Source organism: Arthrobacter sp. SW1, assembly GCF_001766675.1.
Classification (GTDB): domain Bacteria; phylum Actinomycetota; class Actinomycetes; order Actinomycetales; family Micrococcaceae; genus Arthrobacter.
This window is the reverse complement of record NZ_MJLT01000012.1, coordinates 280,157-295,262: the sequence shown is the minus strand read 5'-3', so window position 1 is coordinate 295,262 and position 15,106 is coordinate 280,157. Positions and strand designations below refer to the sequence as shown.

The 15,106-nt window shown below is 63.2% G+C and carries 18 protein-coding genes and 1 tRNA gene; 13 read left to right on the top strand and 6 right to left on the bottom strand.

Annotated features, from left to right (window positions below; all coding sequences use genetic code 11):
* Window positions 1–3: 3 nt before the first annotated feature.
* On the bottom strand, window positions 4–1,011 hold the full coding sequence (locus tag BIU82_RS08750) for a zinc-binding alcohol dehydrogenase (RefSeq protein ID WP_070349068.1): 1,008 nt from the start codon (window positions 1,009–1,011) through the stop codon (window positions 4–6).
* 339 nt (window positions 1,012–1,350) lie between these two features.
* Here BIU82_RS08750 and BIU82_RS08745 point away from each other — a divergent pair.
* The 10 genes from BIU82_RS08745 (at window position 1,351) to BIU82_RS08720 (ending at window position 7,427) form a co-directional block, all read left to right on the top strand.
* Window positions 1,351–1,440, top strand: a tRNA-Ser gene (locus BIU82_RS08745).
* A gap of 403 nt (window positions 1,441–1,843) precedes the next feature.
* Window positions 1,844–2,344 (top strand): hypothetical protein, encoded by a 501-nt coding sequence (locus BIU82_RS08740; RefSeq protein ID WP_070349067.1) that lies wholly within the window; start codon window positions 1,844–1,846, stop codon window positions 2,342–2,344.
* Window positions 2,341–2,748: a PIN domain-containing protein gene (locus tag BIU82_RS08735; RefSeq protein ID WP_070349066.1), complete on the top strand. Its 408-nt coding sequence runs from the start codon at window positions 2,341–2,343 to the stop codon at window positions 2,746–2,748. Before BIU82_RS08740 ends, BIU82_RS08735 begins: the two co-directional genes overlap by 4 nt.
* Before the next feature lie 285 nt (window positions 2,749–3,033).
* Window positions 3,034–3,585, top strand: a complete 552-nt coding sequence (locus BIU82_RS19300; protein ID WP_253182721.1) for a sigma-70 family RNA polymerase sigma factor — start codon at window positions 3,034–3,036, stop codon at window positions 3,583–3,585.
* Window positions 3,566–4,231, top strand: coding sequence for a hypothetical protein (locus tag BIU82_RS19655; RefSeq protein WP_139146546.1), 666 nt, complete (start codon window positions 3,566–3,568; stop codon window positions 4,229–4,231). The genes BIU82_RS19300 and BIU82_RS19655 overlap by 20 nt, the downstream gene beginning before the upstream one ends.
* A 56-nt stretch (window positions 4,232–4,287) precedes the next feature.
* A complete protein-coding gene (locus BIU82_RS20305) occupies window positions 4,288–5,253 on the top strand; it encodes an ImmA/IrrE family metallo-endopeptidase (protein WP_074466418.1) in 966 nt (321 codons plus the stop codon).
* 85 nt (window positions 5,254–5,338) lie between these two features.
* Window positions 5,339–5,494, top strand: coding sequence for a hypothetical protein (locus tag BIU82_RS19880; protein ID WP_171906521.1), 156 nt, complete (start codon window positions 5,339–5,341; stop codon window positions 5,492–5,494).
* Between the two features lie 98 nt (window positions 5,495–5,592).
* Window positions 5,593–5,862 carry a hypothetical protein gene (locus BIU82_RS08725; protein WP_070349064.1) on the top strand — a complete coding sequence of 90 codons (270 nt, stop codon included), beginning with the start codon at window positions 5,593–5,595 and terminating at the stop codon, window positions 5,860–5,862.
* Window positions 5,863–5,917: 55 nt separating this feature from the next.
* Window positions 5,918–6,538 (top strand): hypothetical protein, encoded by a 621-nt coding sequence (locus BIU82_RS19650; protein WP_139146544.1) that lies wholly within the window; start codon window positions 5,918–5,920, stop codon window positions 6,536–6,538.
* The gene (locus BIU82_RS08720; RefSeq protein ID WP_070349063.1) at window positions 6,531–7,427 is read left to right on the top strand and encodes a hypothetical protein; all 897 of its coding nucleotides are present in this window, start codon (window positions 6,531–6,533) and stop codon (window positions 7,425–7,427) included. Before BIU82_RS19650 ends, BIU82_RS08720 begins: the two co-directional genes overlap by 8 nt.
* A 338-nt stretch (window positions 7,428–7,765) precedes the next feature.
* On the opposite strand, the gene BIU82_RS08715 is transcribed toward BIU82_RS08720, so the two are convergent.
* The 5 genes from BIU82_RS08715 to BIU82_RS08695 all read right to left on the bottom strand — a co-directional run bounded on the left by BIU82_RS08715 (window position 7,766) and on the right by BIU82_RS08695 (window position 12,713).
* Window positions 7,766–8,065 carry a hypothetical protein gene (locus tag BIU82_RS08715; RefSeq protein WP_070349062.1) on the bottom strand — a complete coding sequence of 100 codons (300 nt, stop codon included), beginning with the start codon at window positions 8,063–8,065 and terminating at the stop codon, window positions 7,766–7,768.
* Between the two features lie 236 nt (window positions 8,066–8,301).
* Window positions 8,302–8,898, bottom strand: coding sequence for a hypothetical protein (locus BIU82_RS20035; RefSeq protein ID WP_216099006.1), 597 nt, complete (start codon window positions 8,896–8,898; stop codon window positions 8,302–8,304).
* A gap of 114 nt (window positions 8,899–9,012) precedes the next feature.
* Window positions 9,013–10,638: an amidohydrolase gene (locus BIU82_RS08705; RefSeq protein ID WP_070349060.1), complete on the bottom strand. Its 1,626-nt coding sequence runs from the start codon at window positions 10,636–10,638 to the stop codon at window positions 9,013–9,015.
* Between the two features lie 28 nt (window positions 10,639–10,666).
* Window positions 10,667–11,941 (bottom strand): MFS transporter, encoded by a 1,275-nt coding sequence (locus BIU82_RS08700; protein ID WP_070349169.1) that lies wholly within the window; start codon window positions 11,939–11,941, stop codon window positions 10,667–10,669.
* Window positions 11,942–12,107: 166 nt separating this feature from the next.
* Window positions 12,108–12,713 (bottom strand): TetR/AcrR family transcriptional regulator C-terminal domain-containing protein, encoded by a 606-nt coding sequence (locus BIU82_RS08695; RefSeq protein ID WP_070349059.1) that lies wholly within the window; start codon window positions 12,711–12,713, stop codon window positions 12,108–12,110.
* Window positions 12,714–12,872: 159 nt separating this feature from the next.
* Here BIU82_RS08695 and BIU82_RS08690 point away from each other — a divergent pair, with 159 nt between their 5' ends.
* The 3 genes from BIU82_RS08690 (at window position 12,873) to BIU82_RS19505 (ending at window position 15,064) form a co-directional block, all read left to right on the top strand.
* Window positions 12,873–13,490, top strand: coding sequence for a hypothetical protein (locus BIU82_RS08690; protein ID WP_070349058.1), 618 nt, complete (start codon window positions 12,873–12,875; stop codon window positions 13,488–13,490).
* A gap of 74 nt (window positions 13,491–13,564) precedes the next feature.
* Window positions 13,565–14,311 carry a YcnI family protein gene (locus tag BIU82_RS08685; protein ID WP_070349057.1) on the top strand — a complete coding sequence of 249 codons (747 nt, stop codon included), beginning with the start codon at window positions 13,565–13,567 and terminating at the stop codon, window positions 14,309–14,311.
* Window positions 14,312–14,416: 105 nt separating this feature from the next.
* A complete protein-coding gene (locus tag BIU82_RS19505; RefSeq protein WP_083292255.1) occupies window positions 14,417–15,064 on the top strand; it encodes a DUF4232 domain-containing protein in 648 nt (215 codons plus the stop codon).
* Window positions 15,065–15,106 lie beyond the last annotated feature (42 nt).

The following is a 15,106-nucleotide window of genomic DNA, read 5'->3' as shown; positions in this document are numbered from 1 at the left end:
TCGTTATTCCTCCGTTTTCGGGGCACGGTAGCTGACGACGTGGCAGGCGCTCCCGCCGCCGTCTTTGGACAGTTTTTCCATGGTGCGCGGCAGGTCCGCGAAGCTGGTGTCCTGGCTGAGGAAGAGCTCGAAGGCGGGATCTTCCAGGAGGCGCACGGCGGTTTCGAGGCGCTCTTTGGTGCTGCGGCGGTGACGGCGGGCCTTCGCGACGACGCCCACCTGGCTGGCGATGACCGAGAGACGGCGGGCGTGGAAGTCTTCGCCGAGCGGGACGTTCACTGGTGTGTCGCCGTACCAGGAGAGTTCGATGACTTTGGCTTCGTCGCCGGCCAACTGAAGGCTGCGGTGCAGGCCTTCGCTTGTTGCGGAGCAATGGAAGACGATGTCGCAGTCTTTTTCGGCTTCTTCCGGGCGGGCGAACGCTATGCCGAGCGCCTTGGCGGTTTGTTCTTTGGCGGGGTCAACGTCCACCAGTTCCAGTCGTTCCAGCGGGAACTTCCGGAGGAGCGTTGCGAGGGTGCCGCCCAGCAACCCTCCCCCGACGACGGCGATCCGGTCTCCCAGCCGCGGCCCAGCTTCCCAGAGGGCGTTGAGAGCCGTTTCCACCATGCCGGTAAGGACCGCCCGGCGGGGCGGGACGCCGTCGGGAATCCTGGTGAGCTCGCTGAGCGGGACAACGTAGCGGTCCTGGTGCGGGTGGAGGCAGAAGACTGTTTGGTTCAGCCAGTCTTGCGGTCCTTGCTCCACGACGCCGACGGAGAGGTAGCCGTATTTCACCGGGGAGGGGAAGTCGCCGTCCTGGTGCGGGGCGCGCATGGTATCCGCGACGCTGTCCGGGACGTGGCAATTGTGGACCAGGAGCTCGGTGCCGCGGCTGATGCCGGAGTAGAGGGTCCTGACGAGGGCTTCGTTGGCCTGGGGCTCGGGGAGTTCCTCGCTGCGGAGTTCGCCCTTGCCCGGGCCGATGGTCCAGTAGGCGGTGGCTTGGCGGCTGTGCTCGTGGATAGTCATCGTGCTTACGAATCTATCCGTGGGCCGTGGTCATTGGAAGGGCGAGGGCGGGCGGGACGTGTCGGGGCCGTCGGACCCTGCGGAGTCGTTGGAGCGCCCCTGCAGCTCTCACACGGCCAGGGGGCGGCGACGTTCCTTCCCGGTTGCAATCAGACCTTGGCCTCAGGCTCGGGCCACGTTCCGCGGATTTCCCGGGATTTGCTTCACGCGGTCCAGAAGCAACCGGGAAGGAACGTCCGCCCGGCGCCCCTTAACCAGTAGGCGTTGGAAGTCTTCGAGCGGCCGTGGACCGGGCTCGTTTTGGGGAACCGCGGCCATCTCCGGTACCCTAGTCCAGTTGGTGACGTGTCCGAGCGGCCGAAGGTGCAACACTCGAAATGTTGTTTGGTGTAACAGCCAACGTGGGTTCAAATCCCACCGTCACCGCCAAGTTAGTCAAGTTGGAACCCCCGTTGTCCGAAAGGATGCCGGGGGTTTCTTCGTCTTCATCGGCGGGTATTCCCGGTGGTCGCACGGCTTGCCCTGCAGGCCCCCTTGGGACCGCCTGCGGTTCCCTGCCAGGGGCGGCGGCATAAACGGCCCCCACGACGTCAGAGAGGGCCCTGTCACTGTGCAAACGGTTCGCGGACGGGAACCCTGAAAGACGCCGCCGCAATCTTCTTCGTCGTGGCAGTTGACCTCGAATCGATTAAAAACGGCATGGTTTAGCAACTTCTTGCCTTCGTCCGGCGCGTCAATATAGAGCTGCCCAGCGCATTGCGCGAGCCTGCTTACGATATCCAGTCGCGCCAGCAACGCAGCTTCGTCGTCTTGAGCCATCGCAAGGAGCTTGGTGGCCTCCGCGATGTCTTTTGCTACCGTTGCTTGGCGCGTCGCGCGCGGAATCTTCGCGCCGGTCAGTTACGACGCGAACAGTACTGCGCCCGACGCTGGCCGCGAGTACGACATCGTAGGCGAAATCCTCATGCCCGCAGTGGAGTTGCAAGCAATCGCGCTCAAAGACCTCGACGATGTCAAAGCCGCTGCAGACCTGTTCAAGGTGACCCCGAGCGCCCTAGCAGTCAGGGCAATGCGCCTCGGCAGACTCACCACCTTGACTGCTCTCGGATACCTGCGCGAGCTCGAGACGGAGTTCCTTGCCAGACAAAAGCCGAAACCGCGCCAACCGAAACCCGTCAAAGCGATTCGCAAGTACAGCGGTCGCGCCCTGACTGCGCGCATGCTCCGCGCGGTCGACGAGCGTCGGCTCTCTCAGCGCGAATTCTGCCGGGTCGTGTGCCTGAACCGGATCAGCCCCACCGAGATTAGCGAGCTGAAAGCGGCGCTCCGATGAGCGAGGAGATGTACTTGATCGATAACAACGTGCTCTCACACCTGTCGCTGGCGCAACGTGCGAGCGAGTTCTTCCGCACGCAATGTCGCCTCCCTTCTGAGGTACTCCACGAAGCCAAGGGATACCCTGACACCGAGGTACTCAAGGAAGTCGAGTACCGGACCACCGCAAGCGTGCTGGGACACCTCCGTACGGTCATGGCCACCGTGCCAGAAAACGATACGGCGCTCGTGAACTTGTACGCGAACAAGGGGTCTGCCGACCCGATGCTCGTCGCCTGCGCTCTGGACGCGATGCAAGAAACCGAGTCGCTCCTTTTCGGGCCGACGTGTGTCATCGTGTCGAACGATAAAGCTGTCCGTGTAAAGGCCGCCGAACTCGGCGTCGAATCGTGCACGCGATAGGAATTCGCGACCAGGACGCAAAGTAGTTGGGAGAGATAGTTCCACCGCGCACCCCTTGAGTGAGGGGCTCGCCATCACCTCTTCTGAGGAGTAACAACCGGCGGCACAACAGGCCCGTGTCCCTGGACTGACACGAATTCCTAATCAGGAATAATTCCTTCATCGGATCGATCTCGACGGCAGGCTAACTATTTATCAGGCTGCCTCGACTACCAGCTGAGGGGGACAGCTCTTGAATCAGCACCGACGGCAGTGCGCGGGACACCATTGGGCAAGGCGGTGACAGTGTCAGCCGAGCAGCCGGACCTTGCGGCGCTCTATCAACGTCATCGGGATGCCATGTACAAGATGGCATATTCGGTCCTGCGCGGAGCCGGCCGTTCGTCTGATGCAGCCGATGTCGTCAGTGATGCGGTCGTCTCGATCATGACCTCTCCCCCGCAAAATGTCCGCAACTGGGAAGCCTTCTTGCTCACGGTGGTCAAACGCAAGGCGCTCGACCGGCTCAAATCGGCGGAGGTCCGGCACGCTGGACCTGCACTCGTAGAGGCAGTCCACGACCGGACCGATGGTACCGATGTCGTGGAGGAGGTTCTCGATGCAGTTGAGCGAGAGGATCGGGCTGCCGTCATCGGCAACTGTTTGGAAGCTCTTGACGAACGCCATAGGAAAGCCGTGTGGGACACCATAGCCCTGGAGCGACCTCGCGCTGAGGTTGCTGCCGAACTGAATGTGAGCCCTTCGAGGGTTAGTCAGATGACCACGCGTGCTCTGGCCCTCCTTCGAGATGAAATGCGCAGTAGGAAGGAGGACGACGATGGACGACAACGAGCGTGATCGGCTCATAGCCGAACTAATTGACTCCCCACAAGACCGCGAACGCCTCTTGCGGGAGCCTCGGCTCAGTGACCAGGACCGCGAAGACTTCATCACTCTGCTAGACATCGCCGATGAAGTGTGGCTGTCGGCACAAAGCGCTCCGCCGCTAGAAGAAGACCCCGTAGCAGCGATGCTTGGCCTCGTTTCAGAACCTGAGTGCCGGCTCGTGCCGGGGTCGCTTGCCCGTGCAAGAAAGCGTTCACGCGTAACGGTGAGTGAGCTTGCAGAGCGTCTTCAACGAAAAGGGTGGGACTTCGACAAAGGAGACATCTTCCGCTGGGAGACTCGAACTGCAGCCGACGTTCCACCTGCTGTAATTCAAGCGATCTCTGCGGTTCTCGACACGCCTGTTGACCAGTTGGTTTCGTCTTCAGCTTCGCAGTCATTGCCTGCTCAGCTCCTCGCAGCACTTAGAGACCCGCTGTTCAAACAGCTCGTATCGCGGTGGGCTGCCGCTAGAAACCTTTCCGATACCGTTGCTGCTGCCATGTTGGAAGGTCGGATGCTTGCAACTGTTCACCGCGGAGATCCTGACACAAATCAACTGCTTCGATCGCTCGAAGCACTCGTCGCTTCAGTCGAACGGAGCGAACGAAAGTGGTAAGGCTCGAGGACGTTGAAAGCTGCGCCCGACAGGCGCTATCACTATTGAGCGCCGATATGAGAGCGCGCTTCGCCAATGACCCGGAAGGCGCCCTTCGAAACGATCTGAACCTTACCGTTAGCGCGGTGGAACATCTGGCGCACACGCGCACAGACGGCGGCGCATGTGATGGCGTGTCATTCCTCGAAGACGGTGTGATTCTCTATGCTCCAACCCCAGGAAGCCGACGGCAGAATTTCACGCTTGCTCACGAGCTCGGACACTGGCTCGCGGAAAGAGCGCCGGATATCTATGACTGGCTGGCGGATCAGGACGAGCCTGGTCGACTACTCGAAACGGTCTGTGACCGAATAGCTCAAACCCTGCTTCTACCTGAAACCGCAGCAGCGAGAGTCGTCGGCCAAGGACCGCTCCGCGCACAACACTTGGTCGATCTGTACAACGCAACGCAAGCTAGCAGACCCGTCTGCGCCATCGCCTTGGCCAATCAGTTACAAGGATTGGGCGCAGTTGTCATCATTGATCGGCGTTCGACGGCTGTAACCCACGCCAGCGTCAAACCCGACCCCGAGCGTGGTTGGCCCACAGTATTTCCCTGGCGCGGACAACATCTGACGGACACCCATCCCCTGTTACAGCTGGTGGACGGGCGGACGATGACGCGCCGCTTGCCGTGGCAAACACCTTGGGGTTCCCGGGCAGACTTCTACGTCGACGCGGTCGCTGATGAGAGTCGCGTATTCGCTGTGTTCTCAAGTGCAGATCTCTGGAACACGGAACGGTTCCATGCTCCCGATCGCCGAGATTTTGATACCAGGCCGGCGCTCAGCGGATTCTGCTGTGGCAGTTCCTTCGAACTCCGAGGTTATCCCTGCCCCGACTGCAAGAAGCCATACTGCCCGAGATGCGGCAAATGCCCGTGCCAGAAGGACACCCAAACTATGGGCGCCTGCACGAACTGCTTCCTACAGTTACACCCCAACCTCATCACCAACGGCCTCTGCGTCGAGTGCCGCTCCTGATCCTAACTCTGGGGAGCTGTATCTCGACTACTAGATGAGCGCCCCGTAGAGCGGACTTGGGCGCTCAGAACGGAGGTGATGAAGGATGGCGAAGAATACCGGCAACGGGCACCGCGTCGGTGCCGTGAAGGGCCGCAGCGAGTTCAAGCGTGGAGACACGTGGTTCAAGCGCGACACCAAAACCGGTCGCATCATCAACGGCAGCCCGAACCAACACAAGGGCGTCCGCAACGAGAAGTGACCATTCGGCTCGGCGGTGCCAGGCACCGCCGAGCCGTGCATCACCCCGCAAGCGTACGGGATCTCCGAATCACAACAATAAACTTCCGGGAGGAAGCTATGGCAGTTCACTGGGTCAACTACGACCTTAACAAGTCCGGGCAGGACTACACGAAGCTCATCGAATACCTCAAGTCCCATCAAAGCTGGGCCAAGCCTCTCAAAAGCAGCTTCTTTGTAAAGACAACGCTGACGGCATCGCAACTTCGGGACGGCGTCAAAGAGCACATCGACCCAAATGACGACGTCGTGGTGATGACGGCAAATAGCTCGTGGGCCACCTACGGTATCTCGAAGCCTGTGACCGACTGGCTGAAGGTCAACCTCTAGGCTTGACGACAAAGAATAGGAGAGGTCACCCCTGCCGGGATGAAACATTGAGTTTATGCGCGTAAAGATCGCAGCCTATATTGCCTTTGCCCTGATTTCTCTTGTGAATCTGATCAATGGGCTCCAGTTACCAACACTCTGGAGCCGTGCGGTCAGCGCAATACCCCTGTTGGTTGTAGGAGCATTCGCCGCCTTCGACAAGTGGGTTTGGAGGTGGTGGCTCATACCAAGAGTCACCCAGCGTCCAGTCCTCCACGGCACTTGGCACGGCCACCTCGTGAGCACCTGGGCTCCAGAAAGCCAGCAGTCAACTAACAACCGCTACGAGGCCTTCTTGGTTGTTACGCAGTCGTTCACCTCAATCCAAATCGTTCTGATCACGGAACAGAGCAAGTCTCGATCCGTGATTGCCGACATTGTCCGGAACTCTGCTGATGATTTCTCGGTCTTCTATCACTACGGCAATACACCTCGAGTGGAAGTTAGGGATGGGAGCCCTATCCACATGGGCGGCACATCATTCGAAGTATTCGATGTAAATCCGCAGAATTTTGAAGGCGAGTACTGGACGAGTCGCAAGAGCGGCGGCTCAATGACTTTCCAACGAATCTCAAATAAGCGAATTGGAAACTTCGCAGACGGCAAAAAGCTAATGGAGGAGAATGCAAATGACTAACTGGGAAGACTGGCTCAAGACTGCGGCCCAACCGCCCAGCAACCACGAAGATGACAAATGGCAGCGAACGCTGGCTCAAGTAAAAACAAGTCTTGATGCCCACGAACCGCTCAAAGGCCGGCCATGGCGCGTATACGCCAAAGGGTCGTACGCCAACAACACCAACGTACGCCTGAACTTCGACGTAGACATTGCGGTTGAGTATCACGGCTTCTTCTACTACGACCTTGAATTTGGGCTGAAGGGAAAGGACAAGTCGGTTGTCGGCGTCGTCGACTCCGACGATCCCTACACCCGGGATCAGTTCAAGAAGGACATTCACGATGCCTTGATTGAGTCGTTCGGCACAGACTCCGTCGAAGTCGGTGACATCGCCTACAGAATCCGCAACGGGAAGACCACCCTCCCTGCAGATGTCGTTCCCTGCTGGGAATATCGACGCTACGACAGTGAGCAGACCGTACATCATGGTGCCCGCATCTACACCGGATCAGGCAAGATCGTCAACAACTTCCCGCACCATCAGCTGGAAAACGGCACTTCGAAAAACCTTGCCACAAGTCGCCGATACAAACGGATGGCTCGCGCCCTCAAGAAGCTCCAGACGAAGATGCTCGATGCAGGCGAGGTCAAGGACGAACTCCCGTCTTACCTCATCGAATGCCTCGTCTACAACGTGCCGAATGGCAGCTTTGGTGCGGATACTTATACGGCCGACATGCGATGGGTATTGGCAACGATCTTCAACAGCACGCTGGTCGGTGGCGACTGGAATGACTGGGAAGAGGTCAACGGACTCAAGTATCTCTTCCGCGGAGATGCAAAATGGACCCGAGAGCAAGTGCACACCTTCGCGGATGCCGCCTGGAACCACATGGGCTATGAGTAACCTTCGCCTTCTCAACTTCTTCGTCTTTTGGGCCGTAGCCGGCACTAAGTCCCCAGCGGTCATGACGCGGCGGCCAAGAGCCTGCCCGCCCGAAACTCTGGCCGAAGCAACACCGGGACCTGATGCACAACAATGAGGCCGGACAAGATTGATTCGAAATCCAGCTTAGTGGTCCGACTCACTTTGAAAGGAACGAGCCGAGAGCGTTCTCGACCTTTTTCCATGTGTCAATGCTCCAACGTTGTCTCAGTGTGGCCGCCAAATGAGAAGGCCCTTCCTTCCCTTTGTTTTCAAGGGAAGGAAGGGCCTTCTGTTTTGCTCAGATTAATCCGGCCCGCTCACCCAGGCGGGCTGACTGGTGGCTTCCCGCCCATCACGCTGAACGCGGTGAATACGCCGGAGACGATGCCGATCAAGATCCCGCCAATTGCGGCCAAGTCCTGATCATCCCCTGTCGCGCCGGCAAAGACCATGATCAGCAGGACGACGGTTGAGAGCCCCAAAGTTCCGAATAGCGCCGCAGCGTATTTCTTCATTTCCTCGTGCTGGCCGCGCGCCTCGGCAACCAGGAATGTCACGATCGACCACGCAATGCCTGCCCAGCTTGCCCCGAACGCCCAAAAGAGGATGTCGTCCATGCCGGGATGGTCCCACACTCAGTGAGGACTTAGATAGAGGTGCCGAGCAGCTTAGCTTTCGCTTCTCGTTGCATTCACGATCGCAATTGCCGTTACAAAAACCCATCCTGCCCCGAGCGCCATGAAGACCTCCGGGTATTCACGGCCTCCGACTGTAGCGCATAGAGCAATCAGGACCCCGGCGGAAGCTGATCCTTGGACTGCCCGGCTCTTCATGATTTGATTCATGGCGCCCCTTAAACCTTCGACTTCCGGTATCCCGCCCGCACCGCAGCAGCTTCCGTGGAGAAGCAGATCTCCGGCGTTGTGGCGTTGTAGTACCGCTGGCCGCGCAGGTGGTAGATCTTGCTCGGCGCGTTGCCCTTGATGGGCGCCCAGGCCGGGCAGTTCCACTTGCTCACGGGCTTGGCGGAGGTAGGCGCCGGAGCAACCACGCGGACCGTCACTTGGCCGGTGCCGCTGGCCTTGAGCGCACCCGTGGCCGGCATGCGCACGGACCACTTGCCCGTCACCGACGCCGGGAAGCTCGTCTTGAAGTAGCCCGTGGCATTGGTCTTCACCGTGCGCACCGCAGCGTTCGGCTTGGTCCCGTCCGGATCGAAGTAGACAACAACGGGAACTGCAGCCGTCTTGACCCAGGTGCGGCCGGAGGCACGCTGCATCTGCCCCTGGACGGTGATGGCGTTTCCGCGGACCACGGTGGCGGGGCCGGCGGAGTAGGAGGCAACGCGCGTGGCGATGGTCGGCGCCGCCTCGGCCGGTGCTGCGATAACAACGGCGGGAGCCACGAACGCGGAAACCGCCAGGAGAGTGCCAAGCGCTTTTCGGCGCAAAGAAGTAGTAAACAAAGTAAATTCCCCCATGGAATTACTGCCCTGCGAACGGCAGATCTGAATGTACAAATGCATCCTAGCCGCGCGCTACGACATTCTTTGCGACAGCAAGAACTACTTCCGGAACTTCACGTCCCCGCCCACCACGGTGAGCACCACCGAAGAAGACAACAAAGAATCCACCCCGGCAGCAAACGGATCCGTATCCAGCACCACAAAATCGGCCAACATGCCCGGCGCCAAAAGGCCCAGCTCATGCTCGCGCCGGCAGGAGAACGCGGCGTCACGGGTCGCATGCGAAAGAGCGGAGGCCAAGTCCAAAGCGTACTTGGGCAGGTTCGCCGGCAGTGACGGCTCCAGCGCGGACTTCCGCGTGGTCGCAATGTACATGTTCGGCAGCGGCGGGTGCGGCGCCGTCGGAGCGTCCGAGCCCAAAGCCAGCACCGCGCCGGCGTCGGTGAATTCGGTCCACGGGTAGGCGCGCTCAACGCGCTCATCCCCCAGCATGGCCCGCCAGTTTTCCTGGACCGCCGGGTCGGCGTGCACGGGCTGCATGGAGGCAACGATTCCCAGCCGTGCCAGGCGCTCAATGCTTTCGGGCGTCACCGTCTCCATGTGCTCGATCCGGTGCCTGCGGTCGCGCGGCCCGTTCACCGCGTTCGCGTGCTCGAACGCGTCCAGCGCCACCTCGGACGCCAGGTCACCAATCGCGTGAATGGCCACCTGCAGCCCCTCGGCGTCGGCCGCGGCCACCACCGGATTCAGGTACTCCGGTGCCCAGATGAGGTCTGCGTTGCTGCCGTCCGAATACGGTTCCTTCATGGCGGCCGTGCACCCGTCGATCACGCCGTCGGCGATGATCTTGATGCCCACCACGCGCAGCCACGGCGTATTCACCGAACGGCTCAGCGCTGCCGCCCGCGCCACCTGTGCCAGGTTCTTCTCGTGATCTTCCGACGGCGCCACCAGCCAGTGCGCGTTGATCCGCAGCGGCAGGGTCCCGCCGCCGGCTTCGAGCGCGCGGAGCATTGCGGCCAGCTCGTCCTCGCCCAGGGCCATGTCGATGGTGCTGGTCACGCCTGTGGAGAGGTAGTGCTCGAAGGCCGTGGCCAGCTGTGCGTCCCGCTCCGCGTCCGAGGTCAAGGAGGCGAGCGTGGGCCAGGCGTACTGGTGCATCGCGGTTTCGTGCAGCAGGCCCGTGGCCTCCCCCGTTTCCGGGTCCCGCTCGATGATGCCGCCCAGCGGGTTCGGGGTGTCCTTGTCGATGCCCATTTCCGCGAGCGCGGCCTTGTTCACCCACACCGAATGGAGGTCGTTCGCGTCCAGGTACACCGGGCGGTCGGGTACGACGGCGTCGATCATCTCCGCGGTCGGGGTGCCGCCGGGGATGGCCGAGAACAGCCAGCCGCTGCCGAGGATGCGCGGAGCTCCAGGATCCGCGGCCACGGCTTCCTTGAGCCGGAGCTGGATTTCGGCGAGGGTCCCGGCGTCGCGCAGCGCCACCTTCTGCATGGTTTCGCCCATCATCACCAGGTGCGTGTGGGCGTCCACGAAGCCGGGCATCACGAAAGCGCCGCCCAGGTCCACCTCCGCAAAGTCAGAGCCGGAAAGCACCTCGAGCGCGGCCGCCTCGCTGCCCACGTGCGCCAGCCGTTCGCCGTCGACGACTAATGCTTCGGCAAGGTCAGGGCCGTCCGCGGTGAAGATGCGGGCGTTGCGGTACAGGGTTCGGGTGGTCACTGCGTGTTCCTTCGGTATGCGGGGCGGACTAAACGATTGCTGCTTGGTTGAACTGGGAGTCGGGCGTTCCGACGGCGGCGGCCGACTTCTCCACGCGCGCCGCCACCCGGGAGATCACCAGGAACGGGACGAGGAGCAGGAAGCTGAATCCGGAGAGGACGACGGTCAGCGGCACATAGCCGAAGTTCTCGGCCACAAAAGTGCCGAACAGGGGCGAGAAGGCGGAGCCGATCAGGTAGGTGCCGCTCAGCGCCGCGGACCAGAAACCGCGCACATCCAGCGCCACCGCCACGGACACCACGTACATGAACGCCAGCGCGTAGACCGTGTTCCAGGCGATGATCACCAGCATGTAGCTCCCCGGATCGGTCACAAGGCCGGCCGCGAGCTTCAGCCCGCCGCCCAGCAGCAGGAGGACCAGGAGCGGGATGGTGCGGCCCAGGCGGTCGCCCAGGTAGCTGGCGATCGCGCCGAACACCAGGCCGCCGGCCGTGGACGCGCTGAGCATGAGGCCCATGTCCGCCTCGCTGATCCCGGCCTGTTCGGCGCCCATGGATCCGGCAACCGCCCACAGCGAATCCTCGCCCAGGGCCCACAGCCCAAAGCAGGCCAGCAGGCTGAAGCCGGCAATCGTTACCAGGAGCGGCGCCTTGGGTGCGGGGCCAGCAGCGGGTGAGTGCCCGACGTCGGACGCTTCCGTTGCGTCAGACAGCGCGCCGGAGTCCGGGGCCGCCGCGGCCGGCATCCAGCCGGCGGTCGCGGCGAAGGCGAGCGCCAGCAGCGCCAGGATGCCGAAGGCGCTGATCATGCCGGTGCCGAACATCGGGATCAGGGCGAGAACCACGGTGACGATGGCCCGGTTGGCCAGGCCGCTCATGCCGGACACGCGGTTCGGATTGCGCAGGGCAGCCAGGGCGGCACCACTGGCCGAAATGGAACCGCCGCCGCCCAGGCCGCCGAGGATGATGCCGGCAATGGCCACGGGCGTGACCGGGATAAGGGCAGCGGCACCGAAGCCAAGCGCCGCGAGCAGGAGTCCGCTGCGCGCCACCACGTAGCGGCCGGACAGGGCCGACCAGCGCGAGGTGAGGAGGCAACCGGCGGCCGTGCTCAGCAGGCAAGCGGTCATGACGGTTCCCGCCGCGGTGGGTGTGAGGCCGTGGCCTTCGACGAGAGCGATGATCATGAACGGCACCAGGTTGGCGGCCATGAAACCGATCACGCCGATGCCGAAGGTCGAGATTCCGCGGCGCCAGGTAAGGGGGACGCGGCCGCTGGCGTCCGTGGTGGGGGAAGTGCTCAAGGAATGCTCCGGAGTGTTGGGGAGGTACACGGACGGCACCGTTGCGGTCCGCGGCAGATCCTGGCTGAGAGCCGGATCACTAAACGAAAGGCTTTCGTTTAGTATGCGGACTGGGGCCCGGTTACACAAGTGGTGACAGAAAATCCGGCCGGGAACGGCCCGTAAATCAGAGCCCGGCAGCCCGCCGTCGGAGCCCTTCGATCAGGATTTCGAGGCCGAACTCGAAGGCCGTTCCCGCCCGGTCCGGCATCCCGGCGATGCTTTCCACGGCCCGGCCCAGCGCGGAGCCGCCCGACTCGACTTCCCAGGCGTTGCCGGGAGCGGCGAGGTCCAGCGCGGCACCGATCGCGAAGCTGTCGATCAGGGCCAGGGCCGAGGCCACGTCCTTCCCCTTGAACCCGGCTTCCTCCAGGGCGTCGGACAGCCGCTCGTAAAAGGCGATCACCCTGACATTCCGCACGGTCTGCATCACCATCAGGGGCGCCGCACGGGGATGCCGGGCAAAGCTTTCGCGGTACTCGCGGATTTCCACGCGAAGCACCTCATCCCACGGCATCCCGGGCGGTGGCGGCGGGCTGTCGCTGGTAATGCGGCCGCGGACCAGTTCCAGGATTTCCTCGCGACCGGAGACGTGGTTGTACAGCGAGGACTGGCTGACGCCGATTTTCTTCGCCACTTTGGGCAAGCTGAAATCGCCGCTCTCGTCAATCAGCTCAAGGGCTGCGGTGACGATGGCGTCAATGGAAATCAGCGGTCGGGGCGGGCGCGCCATGAAAACTCCTGGGGTCGGCTGGTCCCCAAGGTACCAGCGACTGTTAATTCCACCGCAGGTAGAATCGGGGCTGGGCGCCGACGGCGCCCAGGACGGACAACACCACAGGAGGGGGACCACGTGCACGTTGCCATCGCTGTCCCCCAGGCCCGAACAAGAGTGACCGCGGCCAAACCCGTCCCCTTCCACGCCGCACGTTCCATCGCGCTGGCCTTGACGGTCTTTTCCCTTGCGGCCGGTGCCCACGTCATTGCGGGCGGAGCCCTTCCGGTAGCGCCCATCCTGCTGGCACTCCTGGCCCTGACAGCACTCACCACCACACTGGCCACGCGCTTCAAACTGGCGTTCCCGTGGGTGGCGGCCCTGCTGGGAGGCGGCCAACTGCTGCTTCACGAAACCTTCACCATGCTCGGCCCGGTGTCCGCTGCGGGCGCTGTTGAAGCCCCGCACGTCCACCATCCCTCCATGCCCATGCCGGCCGTGGAAAACCTGGCGGACCACGCGCATACCGTAGACGGCGCCTTCGGCTGGGCCATGCTGGCCGGCCACGTCGTGGCCTCCGCGACCTCCGCCCTCCTCTTCGCCAAGGGCGAGGCCGCCCTCTGGCAGCTGGCTGCATGGTTGCGACCCCTTTGGCGGGCGGTCACCCCATCCTTCAGGCCCGACGCCGGCACCCGGCCCGCGCTGCACCGCGCACCCGAGGCGCACTCACCCCGCCCCTGGCGGAACCTCAGGCAGGACAGCAGGCGCGGCCCGCCGTCGTCGTTCCTTCCCTGACTCCGCCCGCGCCTTCACGGTGACGGGCACACACCCGTACTTCCGCGCTTCCGCGCACCCTGAAAGGCACCATCATGACCAAGTCCACCCTCCGCCGTACCCTCTCCGCTGCTGCTGTTGCCGGCGGCACCGCCGCGCTGATGCTCGCCGGCATCCAAGGCGCCTCCGCCCACGTGTCGGTCACCCCGGACAAGACGGCCGCGAACTCCTACGCGCTGCTGACCTTCGGCGTACCGCACGGCTGCGACAACACCGGCACCACCAAGGTGACCATCACGCTGCCGCAGGAACTCAACGACGCGCAGCCCACGGTGAATCCCAACTGGACCGTGGAGAAGGTCACCGAAACCCTGCCGGCGCCGAGGAAGCAGGCCGACGGAACCTCCATCACCAAGCGCACCAGCAAGATCGTGTACACGGCCAAGGCTCCGCTGGACCCGCACCTGCGCGACGCCCTGGTCCTCTCCGTGAAGCTGCCGGACACCGCGGGTAAGACCCTCTACTTCCCCACCCTGCAGAACTGCGTCAAGGGCCAGACCGACTGGGCCGAACTCCCCAAGGAAGGGCAGGACCCGCACAGCCTGGAGGCGCCGGCGCCGTCCGTGACCGTAACGGCGGCCGCTCCGGAGCACGGTGACGGGGCCGCCCCGGGAGACAAGACCGAGCACGCGTCCGCCAACAGCGCGTCCGACGGCGGATCGTCCGACGGCGGTTCGTCCGACGGCGGCGCGGACGCCCGCAGCTGGGCCGGCCTGCTTGCCGGGCTGGCAGGCCTGGGGCTGGGCGGCGCCGCGTTCTTCCGCAAGAAGAAAGCTGCCTGACTGGACTAGCCGATGGCGCCCGGAACATCACGATCCGGGCGCCATTTCCTTGCCCTCCGCCGTGGCGCGATTGACTCCAAAAGACGGTCCCGGAAGGCTGGGCGCATGACTACTGCGCGTGCCAAGAAGGCTTTCCTGCTCACGACGACGGCCGCCTCGCTCCTGCTGCTGGCAGCCTGCGGCCAGGGTCAAGGCGGTCCTGCCGCCACCTCCGGCAGCCCGTCCGGAAGTGCCACGCCGAGTGCTTCGGCCAGCCCGTCGTCGGAGACTCCTTCAACCCCCACCGGGCCGGCCACGCCCAGCGGACCGGCCTCGCAGCCGGCGTCCGCGACTCCCGGCCTGTGCAAGTCCGCTTCCCTGAAGCCGAGCGTCGAATCAACGGGGGGCGGCGCGGCAGGCAGCGTCTACCAGAGCCTCATCCTCACCAACTCCGGAAGCGCTCCTTGCATCCTCAAGGGCTTCCCGGGTGTATCGCTCGTGTCCTCGCCCACCGGTGCTCCGATCGGCGCCCCGGCGGACCGGGAAACCGCCAAGCCGCCCGTGGAACTGCTGCTGAAGCCGGGCGAATCCGGCGCGGCGGTGCTGCGCTACACCCAGGCGGGCCTGTACCCGGACTGCAAGCGGGTCCCGGCCACCGGATTCCGGATCTACCCGCCCGAGGACACCGGCTCGGTGTTCCTCGCCCAGAAGCGCGAGGCCTGCAGCAACGAGGCGGTCAAGCTGCTGACCATCGAGGCGTTCCAAGCGCGCTGACCTGCCCGCGCCAATACTGTCAGTGCCGTGCGGCATGATGGA